Genomic DNA, 15,247 nt, shown 5'->3' on the forward strand with positions numbered 1-15,247 from the left:
TAAATCTGCATATTTAGTGTTTTTCCCTATGGAAATGCCAAGAGGAAACAATCAATGGCAGGTTTTACTCTTTCTGAAAAGCATTCTGAATTCTGGATTCTGACTTCTGAATTCTTGAAGAAGAATTCAAAACTCTGCGCTCACAATTCCGAACTCTTGGAACTGTTTAACTCTTGCTTCTTCTGCCTCTAAAAACAGGTTGCCTATGCCAAACAAAAGTTCCATCGTGCCTCGATAGCCAACTTTGGTAAATTGACCATTACCTAAGCGATCATAAATGGGCAATCCTAGACGATAAAGAGGAATTGAGAGGCGTTTTGCGATCGCACCCACATTCGAGTTACCAATCAGCAAATCTGAACCAACTGCTAGACTCTCAAAGTCTTCTAAGTCGCCGATGGTGATGCTTTTAACCGGGAGTTTTTCTAAGAGGTGCGATCGCGTGGTTGTCACCACCGCATGAATTTGCGCTCCCATCGATTGCAAGAAATGCACGGTTGACCACAACAAATCTGGTTCCAGTGCTAAAGAAACTCGTTTTGCACCAAAATAAAAGTGAGTGTCCAGCATCGCATCTTGCAACTGACGACGTTGGCGGCGGTATTTTTCCGGTACGCTGTTACCGCTCAGAATCGCCAATGCTTGGATAAACTCATCTACTGGTTCTAATCCCGTCAGTTCGCCAAACACTTCGTAAGGTGTGCCAAAGCGTTCTTCCAGAATCTTTGCAGCCCCCCGCATACTTTCACCTAATGCCAGGGTAAAGGCAGAACTACCTACTTCTCGTAGCTGTTTTAAAGTAGTCCCACTGACTGTAACTGCACTATAATTATCCTCTAAATGACCATCTAGAGAAGCGCCAAGGTCAGGTACAAAGATCGGCACTAATCCAAAAGATGTGACTATCTCTTTGATTTCCTGTACATCCCCAGGTGTGAAGGCAGAACCCGCCAAAATTGTGACTTGTTCAGTTCTGAGTCCACCTGCGCGAGGAATTTCCTTAACTATGCTTTCTACAGCAACCGCAAAGCCATCTTGCAACGCACCTTTAAAATCTGGGGTAGGTGCAAAAACGATCGCTAAATCATTCAATTCGGGATGGCGATCGCGGATTTCTTTCAGAAAACCCTCAATGTCATCGCCTCTAGTTTCCGTTAACCCAGTACTACATAAACCTATAATTTCTGGGTTAGCTTTTTCCACCAGAGTCAGAATTGCTTGCTCCACATTCTCTTCACCACCCAAAATAGTAGTGACTTCCGTCATCGCTGTGGTAGCTAAAGGAATCGCTTCCCGGAAATGCCGCACTAAGACAACTTTGGCGAAAGCAGTACAACCTTGAGAACCGTGGAATAAGGGCATTGTCCCTTTCAATCCCAGAAAGGCTAAGGTTGCGCCCAAAGCTTGACTTTGCTTGAGGGGATTGACTGTCAGTGATTTATTGGAAACAGTAACGATCGCCATTTAAACTTCCTCCTCTTCTTCCCAAGGAGCGGGTTTGCGTATTTGTTCCCAAATTGGGCTATACAGCGCTTCGTACAGTTCCCGCGCCATTTCAATCATTCCCACATAACCTGCATAAGGATGATGGCGTTCTTGGTTGATATCAAGGAAAGGAATTCGAGCTTTCAAAGCTGTGTATTGGTTACGTCCACCAGCAATCAGCATATCTGCGCGAGTGTCTTTAACCAGTTGTAGCAATTCTTGAGCGTTGCCTTTCTCCAGCATGATGCCATCGTTGCCAATCAACTTCTTGATTTTGGCTTTATCTTCTTCAGTACTTTTCCGAGTACTGGTAGCAACAACTTCAATGCCTAAGTCTCTAGCAGCCGAAATAATCGACCAACTCTTGACACCACCTGTATACAACACAACTCGCTTACCTTTGAGTCGAGCGCGATAAGGAGCTAATGCCAAATCTAAAGCAGCCGTTTCTTCTGCAATTAGTTTTTCTGTCCGCTCTTGTAAATCAGCGTCGCCTAATTTAGCGGCGATGTTTCGCAGACAGCGATTCATATCATCGATGCCGTAGAAAGACTCTTCAATGTAAGGGATGTTGTAACGCTCCTCCATCTTTCTCGCCATATTCAGCAGCGCTCGTGAGCAGATCATGACGTTGAGCTTGGCGCGGTGGGCGTAGCGAATTTCATTGTAGCGAGCATCGCCCGTAATTTTAGACAAAATACGGATGCCTAATTTTTCTAACAGTGGTGTTACTCCCCACATTTCACCGGCAATGTTATATTCACCGATTAAGTTAATATCATAGGGCGTTGTATGTTCCGGTTCTGCTGTTCCGACAACATATTCTAATAAAGCTTCACCACCAAAACGGTTGCCGAGATTTTTACTGCCAATGAATCCTGGTGCAATGACGGGAACAACAGGAATACCAATTTTCTCAGCCGCAGCTTTGCAGACAGCATCCATATCATCGCCAATTAGGGCTGTAACGCAAGTGGCGTAGACGAATACTGCTGCTGGTTGGTAGCGCTCTTTGAGTTCCAGAATCGCTTTGTAAAGCTTCTTTTCGCCGCCGAAGATGACATCATTTTCACCCAAGTCAGTGGTAAAGCCCATTTTGTAGAGTTGAGGGCCAGACGACAGACTACCACGACTGCCCCAGGAATTACCAGCACAGGCGATCGGCCCGTGGACTAAATGAGCAGCATCTGCGATCGGCACTAGAGCAATCATTGCACCATCAAAGGCACAGCCCCCTTGAGCCGCGCCAGGTTGTGCCTGTTGAGCGCATGATTTGTTTTTCTTTTCCGCTTGTTTGTGCTGATTATGTTCGCATCCTGTCTCAGTCAGCAGCTCGTTGATTTTGCCTTGGGTGCTTTTCATCTCTCTTCTCTTAATTGTTAATTGTCCTTTGTCATTTGTCATTTGAATTGACTATTGTACAGACGCGATTAATCGCGTCTCTACCAATGACTAATGACCAATGCCCCATGCCCCATGCCCAATGCCCAATAATTAGCAAATGTATTTTGTGACATCCTCTCCACATACATCGGCGAGGTAGGATAGAGCGCGGAAACGCAATCCTACAAATTCGTCATATAAAGGATTGAGTTTACATAGTGGTGGAATATCAATAGTCTTCCCAAATAATTTAATTTGTCGCTCAAAGGGACAACAACAAGGAATTGTTTGACAAATTAGATGAGCGAAGCGATTATTTTTAACCTGAATTCCATCCACTACACGCCGCAACGGATTAAGAAGATTATGGAACCATCCTGGTTTTTTCTGGTTAGGTGGATGGTAATTAGGATGAGGATGAGTGTGAGTATGTTCGTGAGTGTGATTGATGGTTTCCATTTCTCAATTCCTTGGGTAAATGCTATCAAGAAAAAGGGGAGTTGGGGATGGGAATTGGGCATTGGGCATTGGGTTTGAATATTTCCCCATTCCCTATTCCCTATTCCCTACTCCCCTTCTTTACCCTTTAATTAACACGTTGTGTTTCTACGCAATTTCTAACGAATCAAGTCGTAGGAAATATCTGTCTTAGAAGGAATGTTGGTGTTGCGATCGATTTCTTCAAACAGGGTGTTTACAGTCCAGTTGAGGAGGTTGATCACACCTTGATAACCAATGGTGGCATAGCGGTGTAGGTGGTGGCGATCCATGATGGGGTAGCCGATTCTCACGAGGGGAATCTTGGTGTCGCGCCACAGGTACTTACCGTAGGTGTTACCAACTAAGAAGTCTACTGGTTCGGTGAACAACAGCGATCGCATGTGCCACAAGTCCTTACCAGGCCAAACAGTTGCATGTTGACCGAAGGGGCTAGAAGCAAGCAATTCTTTGATTTCTGCTTCAAATACTTCGTTGCTGTTGTGAACCAAGATATGCACAGGTTCAGCACCCATTTCTAGCATAAAGCCAACTACGCTATATACTAAATCTGGTTCGCCGTAGATAGCGAAGCGCTTGCCGTGAATCCATGAGTGGGAGTCAGTCATGGCATCAACTGCACGACCGCGTTCGATTTCCAATTCTTCAGGAATGGGGATACCACTCAATTCGCTGAGTTTCATCAAGAACTCATCAGTACCCTTAATGCCCCAAGGACGGGAAACTGAAGTTGGTTGCTGCCATTCTTTTTCGATGTACTCGCGGGTTTTGGGTGTAGAGTGTGCTTGCAGAGCGATCGTAGCTTTCGCATTGATTGAATCTGCTGCATCTTCTAACTTTGTTCCACCTGGGTACATATCGAATTCACCTGTGTTGGGTGAATCCAAGTAGTCGCTGTTGTCAGCTAGAATTGTGTAGTCAAAGCCGAACAAAGAAGCAATCCGCTTGATTTCGCGGTTGTTACCTACGTAGGTGTCAAAACCTGGGATGAAGTTGATTTTACCATTGCTGGTTTCTTTCTTATGACCTGCGGTCAAGTTAGAAAGAATTCCCTTCATCATGTTGTCGTAACCAGTGATGTGGGAACCGACAAAGCTAGGGGTATGAGCGTAAGGTACTGGGAAATCTTGAGGGACTGAACCAGCTTGCTTAGAGTTGTTGATGAAGGCTTGTAAGTCATCACCAATTACTTCTGCCATACAGGTGGTGCAGACAGCAATCATCTTGGGCTTGTACAGTTGGTAAGAGTTCGCCAACCCGTCGATCATGTTTTGCAGACCACCAAACACGGCTGCATCTTCAGTCATTGAAGAAGATACACCAGAGAATGGCTCTTTGTAGTGACGGGTTAAGTGGGTGCGGAAGTAAGCAACGCAACCTTGAGAACCTTGAACGAAAGGTAGAGTACCTTCAAAACCAACAGCAGCAAAAATTGCTCCTAGTGGTTGACAACCTTTAGCAGGGTTAACGGTTAAAGCTTCACGAGCGAAGTTCTTTTCACGATAATCCCAACCCTTTGTCCACTCTGCAACCCGTTGTACTTCTTCGGGTTCGTGACCGTTTTCAAACTGCTTTTTGTTTTCAAATAGCTGTTGGTACTCAGGTTGGTGGAATAACTCGACGTGATCTTGAATTTTTTCTGGATTCTGAGGCATTTCTGGATCTCCAAGGTTACTGAATTCTTTACTAATCGAGGTGGGAGTAGGATAGAGACGCGATTAATCCGGTACAGACGCGATGAATCGCGTCTCTACAAGGGAGTGGGAATATGATTCAAAATTCAAAATGCAAAAATCAAAATAAATTTTTAATCTTTCAATTTTGAATTTTGTATTCCCAACTCCCACCTGGGGCTAAAACCCCAGGTTATCCTTACTTATCTCACTCTCCCATTTCCCTAAACGGCAGCCTTAGCCTTAGCTTCAGCCTTCTTAGCCTGAGCTTTTTCATTCCAAGGAGCGCCAATTAATGACCAAGTTGGGCTGTTGAGTGCCAAGTCCATATCACGAGCGAAGATGGCAAAGCCGTCATAACCGTGATAAGGGCCGGAGTAATCCTTTTTGTGGTTTAATTCTTTTCAACTGTCTAATGTTTGCAGTAAACAGTGTCAGCGATAAGCATTGTTTGCTGATAACACATTTATTTTTAGCCTAAATATAGGCTAAAAACACAGCATAACTAGGCTCAGGACTCACGCATCATCTAAATGTTGTCCTGAGCCAAGGCGATTAAACAATCGCCCGTTTTTTTGCTCATCTCTGCAAACACAGCAGCAAAAAGAACACATGAGAACGAAAGTACTACTAGAGTTAGAGAAAGTTAATCTGCGTTTGAAGTCTGCAAAGGCAAAGGTAACAATTAGAGAATCGAATGGAAGTCTGCAATTACGGGCGACGTTACCAATTAAACCGGGAGACAAGGACAGTAATGGAACTGGGAGAAAGCAATACAATCTCAGCTTGAATATTCCCGCTAACTTGGATGGACTCAAGACGGCTGAGGAAGAAGCTTATGAGTTAGGCAAGTTAATCGCTCGTAAAACTTTTGAATGGAATGATAAATATTTAGGAAATGAGGCAATTAAAAAAGATTTTCAAACTATAGGGAAATTACTTGAAAAATTTGAAGAAGAGTATTTTAAAAATCACAAACGCACAACTAAAAGCGAACATACTTTTTTTTATTACTTTTCCCGTACTAAGAGATTTACCAATCCTCAAGATTTGGCAACTGCGGAAAATTTGATAAGTTCAATTGAACAAATTGATCAAGAATGGGCTAAATATAATGCAGCTAGAGCGATCGCAGCATTTTGTGTGACATTCAATATCGAAATTGATTTATCGAAATATTCCAAAATGCCGGAGAATAATTCCCGCAATATACCGACCGATGCGGAAATATATAATGGAATTCTCAAGTTTGAAGATTACCAACATAATAGAGGTAATCAAGTTAATCAAAACCTTCAAGATAGCTGGCAACTTTGGCGCTGGACGTATGGAATGTTAGCAGTTTTTGGTTTACGTCCACGGGAACTTTTTATTAATCCTGATATTGATTGGTGGTTGAGTCAAGAAAATACAGATTTGACATGGAAAGTTGATAAAGATTGCAAAACTGGTGAGAGAGAAGCATTACCATTATATCGACAATGGATTGAGGATTTTGATTTGAGGAATCCTAAATATGTAGAGATGTTAAGGGGTGCGATCGCTAAAAAAGATAACACAAATCATGCTGAAATAACGGCATTAACACAGCGAGTTAGTTGGTGGTTTCGCAAGATAGGATTAGATTTTAAACCTTATGATTTACGTCACGCTTGGGCAATTCGGGCGCATATTTTGGGGATACCAATTAAAGCGGCGGCTGATAATTTGGGTCATAGTGTGCAGGTTCACACCCAAACTTATCAGCGTTGGTTTTCACTAGATATGCGGAAGTTGGCGATTAATCAGGCTTTAAGTAAAAGAAATGAAGTTGAGTTGATTAGAGAGGAAAATGCAAAGTTGAGGATGGAGAATGACAAGTTAAGATTGGAGATTGAGAAGTTAAGGATGGAAATGGTTTATAAACAAAGTTAAACTTGCCCAAATACTGATAATATAATAAGCTAGGAGGTCAGTTATGGAAAGCATTAAAATTAGAACATATATTGGTGATGATTGAATTCTGCTTACGAGCCATTAACTGAGCGACGACTAATTCATGCTGAGGGAAAGCCTGTTTCTGAAAGTATCATTGAAGTTGGATTGCAACACCACCCAACTGGCTAAAAATTCAAACCGTTAGCCAAAGTACGGATGCGATGTCTACAACGGGCTACGCCTACGCAAATTTGCTCGATCCCGGTGAATCTGAGGCTATCCTGCTAGCTCAGGAACTCAATGCAGACTTACTTATATTGGTTTAGAGCCAAAAACCTTAAACTGCGTAGGTTGGGTTGAGGAACGAAACCCAACATTTATCAGAATTTGTTGGGTAACACTAAAGTTCAACCCAACCTACGATTATCCTTAACTGAACTGTATTGATTTAAAAAGTCTGTTTGCGATCGCTACCCACAAACAGACTTGACTTTTTTATACTTCTAATTAAGCTTGCTCCCAAAGTTGACGTACATAATCAGGCAGTGCGCCAGCAATTTCCTGAATCCGCTCTTCGGAAAGTTCGTCTTTGGTGGCAGAAAATACCGCTTTAACTGCCTGTTCTGCGTCAACTGATCCTGGAACGCCTCCTTCATTCGCAACCCGCGTTAGAAATAGCTTGGAATCAATTCCAATAGGAGCCGGGCCTTTTAAAGGTTGACGGATGCGACTTAAAAATCTCACAAACGGATTGGTGTCTTTCCAGAGTTCAGCCACTTCAAATTGGAGTGCTTTTTCATCTGTAGGTATAGCCTGTGTATGCAGTTCTGACTCGACCCGATCGATTGTGTCTGTAGTCATTAAGTCACGCATAACACGATATACAACTTCGGTAAAGTCTCTTGCGTCATACAAATCTGCAAATCCGCTTCTAACCATGACTTTTTCAAGAAATGAGTGATGTTCATCAGCGATCGCAGTTCGATTATCTTCAATCTCTGTTGGGTCAATTTCTGGAATATTTGTTCTAAAACTTTGATCGGGCATTGTTTTTTCTTCTGGTTATTAATTTTGAGTCTTTATGCTTACCTTATGTAAGGTCGCACAAATTTAAAACCCTTAGTATCATCCAGAAGTTTGAGATGCCATTTATTCAAAAGTTAGAAATTCATCTGATTTGCATGGATATAGGTAATAGAACTACCCCTCTAAAAAGGTTCTGGCTAACACATATTTAATTTCTGGAAACATCATATCTATTGAGTAGAGCAATACTCTTGGTGTTTTTGCTCGTTGTAGACATCGCCCATTGGTATTAAAAAACAGTCAAAATAGATGAGTTAGTATAACAGTAGCCGAAACAACGATGCTAGAAACAACAAACATCGAAATTCACACTTCATATATCAAAGTTCCTAACAATGGCTTAGAAATCGACGCTTACTTAGCTCAACCAGCACAAAATGGAACCTTTGGCGCAGTTATAGTTTTTCCAGAAATTTTTGGAATCAATCGTAATATTCGAGATATCACCGAGCTAATCGCTAAACAAGGTTATGTAGCGATCGCTCCAGCCATGTATCAACGTATTGCTGCCGGTTTTGAGGCTGACTTTAGTCCTGAAGATGTTGGCTATAGTCCAGAAGCTTATCGATTGGGCTTGGAATATTATCAACAAGTAAAGTATCAAGATATCTTAAGTGATATTCAAGCTAACATTACCTACCTAAAAACTTTACCCAATGTCAAAGATAATGCGCTCGGTGTCATTGGTTTTTGTTTTGGCGGTCATGTTGCTTACATAGCTGCAACTTTACCCGATATCAAAGCAACAGCTTCGTTTTACGGTGGTGGAATTACCACTTCTAGTTATGGTGAAGACACTCCAACCATTAATCGCACCTCAGAAATTAAAGGTACTATTTATACCTTTTTTGGTACAAGAGATGAATTAGTTTCCCAAGAAGAAAACGAGCAAATTGAGGCAGAATTAAAGAAACATCAAATAAATCATCGGATATTCCGATACGATGCAGGGCATGGATTCTTTGCCGGATTTTTCAAAGATAAGTACCCATTTTTAGAGCAGCACCCAAGTTACAACCCAGAAGCGGCTCCTGATGCTTGGCAACATGTTCTAGAACTGTTTAAAAATAATTTGTGATATGGTTACAAGCTAATCAATTTTCCTTTAAAAATGTTCGTAGTCGGGACTTTAGTCCTGATTTTGTTCGTATAGCGTCTCGTAGTGAGGACTTTAGTCCTCACCACAAAACAACATTACAAGACTGCGATACTGTTGCCTTTAAACTTTTAACAAAAATAACTACTGATTTTAAATATCAGCTTTTATATATAAAATAAAACTAATTTAAAATTTACTACCGTAATAATAGCTAGATAACATGGCAATTCCAGTATTAAGTTAAACCACTCCATGAACATTTGACCGAAGAGGAACTTGAATGATAAACTCAGTTCCAACTCCTGAAGTTGAGAAACACTCCAGTTTGCCACCATGTTTTTCTGTGACGATTTGGTAGCTAATAGACATACCCATTCCAGTTCCTTTGCCAATGGGCTTAGTGGTGAAAAAGGGATCGAATATTCTTTGCTGAAATTCTTTAGAAATACCGACTCCGTTATCAGCGATCGCCACTTCTAACCACATTGAGTTAACTACCGATGTGCGAATTTTAATTCGACTGGGATTGTCTTGAATCTCCTGATAAGTACGCAAGGCATTACTTTCTTCTAAAGCATCAATTGCATTCACTAAAATATTCATAAATACCTGATTAAGTTGTCCAGCATAGCATTCTATTAGGGGTACATTGCCATAGTCTTTGATCACCTCAATTTCAGGTTGCTCTGGTTTAGTTTTCAGGCGGTGTTGCAAAATCATTAGGGTACTGTCGATGCCCTCATGAATATCGACGCGTTTAAATTCCGCTTCGTCCATGCGGGAGAAATTCCGCAGCGACAAGACAATTTGGCGAATGCGATCGGTGCCCACTTTCATAGAAGACAACATTTTTGGCAAGTCTCCCTGCAAAAACTCTAGATCCATGTCTTCCGTAGCGATTTTAATTTCAGGAGCAGGGTTAGGATTATACTGCTGATACAACTGCACAAGTGTTAATAAATCCTGACTATATTCTTGCACGTGGGTAAGGTTGCCATGAATAAAGTTGACTGGGTTATTAATTTCATGGGCGACTCCAGCAACTAGTTGTCCGAGACTAGACATTTTTTCACTTTGAATCACCTGAGATTGAGTGCGCTGCAATTCCCTTAATGCATTTTTGAGTTCAGTAGTGCGTTCTTCTACCCGTTCTTCTAGTTCTTCCTTGCTTTTCTCTAAAGCAGTAAACGATTCGTGCAGTTGCCCTGCCATGTGGTTGAAAGAGTTGAACAGGGTATTAAGTTCTTGAATGTTGCTAGTTTCTACTGTCTGATCTAAATTGCCAGATGCCATTGCCTCACTTGCCCAATTTAGGCGCAGAATCGGGCGTACAATCCAATGAGAGGTGAACACACCCATCACTGAGGCAATAACCAATGCGCCAAAACAAAGGGCGATCGTGGTTTGCGTGTTGGCGTTAATTTGCGCCATAAATGCGTTTTCTGGCACACTTACTACCATCAGCCAATTCAAGCCATACTTGTCGTGCCAAGGTACAACATTGATAAAATGCCGTTTTCCTTGTATATTTAGCTGAAAATATTTGTCTTGGGTAATGGACTCAAAAGCGTTGGAGGTTTTGAGGTGTCTGGCAATGTTCTGTATGATTCGATCAGAACTGTCGATCGCCTGCAATCGCCGGATCTCTTGATTGACCACCACAAAAGGCTTCTCTGTACCGGAACTGGCAATTAATGTGCCATCCCGCTCCAAAAGGAACACTCGCCCAGATTGACTAATATCTAAACTGCGTAAAAAATCGCTGAGTTTTAGTAGGTGAATATCTGTTGCAATCATTCCTAATAAGCGATTTTGCGAATCATAAATCGGACGACTGGCAGAAGCGGAAATGTAAGGGCCAGTTGGAAAATTTACAGCAAAAATCTTTGCCCAAATGGGTTTACCAGCGGCAATGGGTTGGGTATACCAAGGCTGACTGAAATTGTTCCAAGTCCATTGAGTATTTATTTGAGTTCGATTACCTTGATTATCTGTGGCATAAGTGGAAGTATTATTGCGAAGCTTGGCAGTCCAATCATCTATAGTAATCGTCTTGCCATCATAACGAGCGGCTCCCAGCCCCTCACCCGTTGTTAATCCAATACCAATATAAGTCAGATCATAAGCCTGCATTTGATCCCAAAAATACTTACCAAGGGTTTGGCGATCGCGCACATCTAATATTCCCCTGCGAATAGCATCCGCGTTGATCTGATTAAGGGTTTGCGGAATGGAAAGATAAGACTTCAAATGTTCATCCACTACATCGCTAGTGCGATCTATCAAATGTTCGGCTAGGTCGTTAACTGCTCTTTGTCCATTTTTAAAAGACAAATAACCCACTAAACTTACTGCTGCAAAAATTTGGATCAGGAAGGGAACAACAAGAACAATCTGTAATGGAAACGCTTTTCCTTTGCTAGAATAGTGAGTTTTCATTGGAAACTAGAAGTTGATGCTAATTTGATTTACTTCTATAGTTCCCAAGATGCCCACATACTCACCTTTATTTAGATTTTTTTGTCAAGCTGTAGGGCGCATTGCGCTTTGCCAATACTAACGGATAAATATTTTGATAAAACAGCGATGTCTACGATGGGCTGCTCGGCGTCGCAATTATTTGGGTTTGACAAATTCTTGAGTACTAGCGTACATCTTAATTTGTCGCTACCGTTTTCTTTCCATTCTTGCCTTCCACACTGGCAACAAATGACGGTTGCTCAGTATCGGAAGTTGGCGGTTCGCCTCGTAGTCCCTTACGACGCTGGTTTTTAGGAACTCCTCCCGCCATGCCGTACTCTATACTGCTTTTGCCATATCGAGTCCCAACAGCCATCAGCATGTGTTCTGTCATATCTCCCAACTCGTCTTCTGTTTCCAGCATTTCACGATACAACTTATCTAAGCTGGAAAGGGCACTGTTGTAGGCATTTTCTTTAGATCGCATCGTCTCAATCAGAGTTGAGAAGGCAGGTAAGGTGAGTCCATTGCCTAAATCTAACTTCGGATCAATTGAGTTTATGCTGGCTGCGCGGCGCACTGCTCTTTCTAACACTACGGAAGTTCTTTTTCTCCGAGCCATGATCTACACCTTGGAATCTAGTACGGTTAATATTCTTTACCTTAAAGGAATTCCGTATAGATCAGCCTGAGAGAATTCTGGCAAATCTGCAATACCTTTTGCTACATAGGGATAATTACAGCAGATTGCGCGAACTACTTAAATGAGAAAGCAAACTGGGGTTTGAGAAAGTAAAAGCTGCTTTTGCTTGCGGAAAACACCAAAATGAGAAAGCAAACTGGGGTTTGAGAAAGTAAAAGCTGCTTTTGCTTGCGGAAAACACCAAAATGAGAAAGCAAACTGGGGTTTGAGAAAGTAAAAGCTGCTTTTGCTTGCGGAAAACACCAAAATGAGTAAGTCAAATGCCATTTTAAGTAAGTCAAATGCCATTTTGCTTACTAAATTCGACTTTATTTATTTCACTTCCCTACGGGACGCTGTTCGCGTTTGTTCAACCCAACCTACAAATATTCTTAACCAAACCCTATTGATAGTTTACCTACATTTAACTAAAGCTCGGTTCTAGGTGAACCGAGCATCGATTGAGATTTTATTTGGCGCTCATCATGGCGCTTAGAGGATGTTTTAAAAGTCCCAAAAGTTATAATTTTGCAGTTTTGCACTAAGTTAAGTACAACGCCAAATTAAATTTAAGCTATGTACTAAAATGCAATGCTTTGCTAACCATGAGAGTAAAAAGCTCTTTTAAAACATCATCTTAGAGAAGCGCAATTTAAGAAAGCAAATAAATTTTACTTGCGAGTTAAGTTAAGCAGTTCTTTGGGAGAAGCAAGTAAGTCAATAGCCACAAAGTAAATTTGACCTTGAGGATCGAGTAAAAATCGCCAAGCAATGTTCATCCCAACATTACCTCCAAACCAAGGAGTTTCGACCGTACCAGTAACTTTATGCTGTGTGTAACCATCTTCTATAGTTTCCGAAACGCCTTTGGTTGGCTTCATCACTAACCCTTGTCCTTCATCTCTTAGGTAGGCAGTGATTGCTTCTCGGCCAACAATTGGTTTTTGGAAAGGTGGTTGCAGCGCACCATTGTTAGCAAATAAAGCAACAGCAGCTTCAAAGTTATCTGCATTCATAGCTTCAATGTATTTCAGCACTGTTGGCTCTGTAACTCCCTCAATAGTAAATTGGGGACTTAGGGATGTACGTGGAAACTTAAAGTTTATGACTTCTGCCTGTTTATTATCAGCCAGAGAGGGATCGAACCCCATATTTACTACAGTATTGCGTAGTACAGTAATTTGCTGACTCTGATCGATTTTCTGAACAGCTTCTAGCACTGCTTTGACTTGAGTTGACATTTGATAGCCAGATGGCATAGGAGCGACGATACCCTCTTTCATCCACTCTCCTAACTGCCACCAGAATCCCAATTTGGCGTTGACACCAAAGTATGCATAAGAACGGCTGATGGGAGTATCAGCATTACTCGCTAAATCTCTCATTAATTGTGTTTGTTCTTCATGAGACATCTGCTTAATGTCGTTGAATATACCTTCCATTAATTGGAGATTTGCTTTTCCGGGAGCAGCTGGAGTAATTGTCCGACCTAGTTCAGCGTAGGCATACCAGAGAAATGCCAGTTGATCGTCAATGTTGAGTTGAGCAAACATTGCTGTAGTTGCTGGAACAGCATCTGCCACTTGAGTGCTAGAGAAAATATTGCGTGCAGATTCGATACTATAAGTCATGCTTATTACCTTAAAGATTTACCTATTCAGTAGTTGCTTTCGGCTACATTTTGCAGATTTAGGGATAAATCTAGAGCATTTTTCCTGGATGACACAATTATCCCTAGATATCCAAATTTGAATTATTATCATTTGCTACTCTGGCATCATAACTGGTAAACGTTAACAAAAGACTAAGATTTATAAGATTTATCTGATGAATATCATTGCATCAAATGTATATATACTATTTATTTTCAATTGATGGTTTAATAAAAGTAATTTATTAAAAAATATATCTTTCTAAAGGAAGATATTTTACTATATAGCATCTATCTATGTAGATATATCTAAGATTTTAACTTTTTTGACAATAAAATAGAATTTTGTAATTGCTTAAATTAGTTTTTTTAATTACTGTATGTGTTGCAGCAGACTAATGCAAGCCCTTGGTTCGTTTATTTAGTAAGATGCGACTTGCAAATTTTTTGCGATCGTCTCCAAGAGTTGCTAACGCAAGTCTTCTCCCGCAAGGGGAGATGCTAAGGGCGAACGAGCGTCACGAGCGTCATAGCCCGTCGGAAATATCGTTTATCAAATCGTAAATCCTACCTAGACTGTATTAAATAATTGATGATACCTAAAATTATTAAATGAGCCGGGTAGAAAAGATAAAACCATCTAGCCCGTGAACCTTGTCTACCATTGAATTGAAAAACAATGAATCCTGCAAAAACTGCCCAAATTTGAAATATATAATTTATAGATAGAATTACTAAAATCAAATGTAAGATGCACCAGTAGAGTAACCATACTCTGGGATTGAGTTTGTCTATTAAAGACATCAATAAAATTACTCCAATCCCATATCCGCCATACTCAAAGCCCAAGACCTCAGAAACTGCTGCACACAATCCAATAACTATTAATTGCTGCCATAATTGCGGGCAATGCTTTACTAAGCGCAACATCACAAGTCCAAGAAGAAGTGTGAAGAGAATATTAAATGAGAAACTTTGGAAAACAACAGTATAGATTGGCTGAGATATAATTGCCGTAATTAATAGCCTGCTTCCATAGCGGTACACATTTTGGGTGTGTCTTTCGCCTTTAGCCAGAAGCCATGCAAACAGGGGAAAGCTCAATCGCCCAATAAAGTGCAATATTAAGAAGTTTGGCATTAGCAAATAGCACACATGATCCATAACCATGAACACTGCGGCTAAGATTTTAATGCTGAAAGCTGAAACTTTAATCACAATGCTGAGTTTTACCTTGGATTCCTTAATATAAAATTCCTAGAACTTTATTTATTTAATATAATATTTATTCAAAATCCTAGCAATTTGATAAC

Annotated in this window: 10 protein-coding genes and 2 pseudogenes; 2 read left to right on the forward strand and 10 right to left on the reverse strand. The window is 41.0% G+C overall.

Annotated elements, in window-relative coordinates:
• Nucleotides 1–126 precede the first annotated feature (126 nt).
• The 5 genes and pseudogenes from nifN to D1367_RS33205 all read right to left on the reverse strand — a co-directional run.
• Nucleotides 127–1,464 (reverse strand): nitrogenase iron-molybdenum cofactor biosynthesis protein NifN, encoded by a 1,338-nt coding sequence (nifN, locus tag D1367_RS04755; protein ID WP_118163730.1) that lies wholly within the window; start codon nucleotides 1,462–1,464, stop codon nucleotides 127–129.
• On the reverse strand, nucleotides 1,465–2,847 hold the full coding sequence (gene nifE, locus D1367_RS04760; protein ID WP_118163733.1) for a nitrogenase iron-molybdenum cofactor biosynthesis protein NifE: 1,383 nt from the start codon (nucleotides 2,845–2,847) through the stop codon (nucleotides 1,465–1,467).
• A gap of 132 nt (nucleotides 2,848–2,979) precedes the next feature.
• On the reverse strand, nucleotides 2,980–3,327 hold the full coding sequence (locus D1367_RS04765) for a Mo-dependent nitrogenase C-terminal domain-containing protein (protein ID WP_118163738.1): 348 nt from the start codon (nucleotides 3,325–3,327) through the stop codon (nucleotides 2,980–2,982).
• A gap of 158 nt (nucleotides 3,328–3,485) precedes the next feature.
• Nucleotides 3,486–5,021, reverse strand: a complete 1,536-nt coding sequence (gene nifK / locus D1367_RS04770; RefSeq protein ID WP_118163743.1) for a nitrogenase molybdenum-iron protein subunit beta — start codon at nucleotides 5,019–5,021, stop codon at nucleotides 3,486–3,488.
• Nucleotides 5,022–5,263: 242 nt separating this feature from the next.
• Nucleotides 5,264–5,431, reverse strand: a pseudogene (locus D1367_RS33205) (nitrogenase molybdenum-iron protein alpha chain); the annotation flags it as partial.
• 178 nt (nucleotides 5,432–5,609) lie between these two features.
• On the opposite strand from D1367_RS33205, the pseudogene D1367_RS04780 reads away from it, so the two are divergent.
• A pseudogene (locus tag D1367_RS04780) lies at nucleotides 5,610–6,953 on the forward strand (site-specific integrase); the annotation flags it as partial.
• 510 nt (nucleotides 6,954–7,463) lie between these two features.
• On the opposite strand, the gene D1367_RS04785 reads toward D1367_RS04780, so the two are convergent.
• Nucleotides 7,464–8,003, reverse strand: a complete 540-nt coding sequence (locus D1367_RS04785) for a DUF2267 domain-containing protein (protein WP_118163752.1) — start codon at nucleotides 8,001–8,003, stop codon at nucleotides 7,464–7,466.
• Between the two features lie 319 nt (nucleotides 8,004–8,322).
• Here D1367_RS04785 and D1367_RS04790 point away from each other — a divergent pair, with 319 nt between their 5' ends.
• On the forward strand, nucleotides 8,323–9,120 hold the full coding sequence (locus D1367_RS04790) for a dienelactone hydrolase family protein (protein ID WP_118163755.1): 798 nt from the start codon (nucleotides 8,323–8,325) through the stop codon (nucleotides 9,118–9,120).
• A gap of 261 nt (nucleotides 9,121–9,381) precedes the next feature.
• On the opposite strand, the gene D1367_RS04795 is transcribed toward D1367_RS04790, so the two are convergent.
• From D1367_RS04795 to D1367_RS04815, 4 genes are all read right to left on the reverse strand, one after another.
• Complete coding sequence (locus D1367_RS04795) at nucleotides 9,382–11,580, reverse strand: ATP-binding protein (protein ID WP_118163759.1); 2,199 nt, start codon at nucleotides 11,578–11,580, stop codon at nucleotides 9,382–9,384.
• Between the two features lie 217 nt (nucleotides 11,581–11,797).
• Entirely contained in the window at nucleotides 11,798–12,223 is a 426-nt protein-coding gene (locus D1367_RS04800; protein WP_118163764.1) for a hypothetical protein, read from the reverse strand.
• Between the two features lie 731 nt (nucleotides 12,224–12,954).
• A complete protein-coding gene (locus D1367_RS04810; protein WP_118163770.1) occupies nucleotides 12,955–13,914 on the reverse strand; it encodes an orange carotenoid protein N-terminal domain-containing protein in 960 nt (319 codons plus the stop codon).
• A 587-nt stretch (nucleotides 13,915–14,501) separates the two neighbouring features.
• Nucleotides 14,502–15,152 carry a TraX family protein gene (locus D1367_RS04815; RefSeq protein ID WP_118163774.1) on the reverse strand — a complete coding sequence of 217 codons (651 nt, stop codon included), beginning with the start codon at nucleotides 15,150–15,152 and terminating at the stop codon, nucleotides 14,502–14,504.
• Nucleotides 15,153–15,247 lie beyond the last annotated feature (95 nt).

Origin of the sequence: Nostoc sphaeroides, from assembly GCF_003443655.1 — a bacterium.
Lineage (GTDB): Bacteria > Cyanobacteriota > Cyanobacteriia > Cyanobacteriales > Nostocaceae > Nostoc > Nostoc sphaeroides.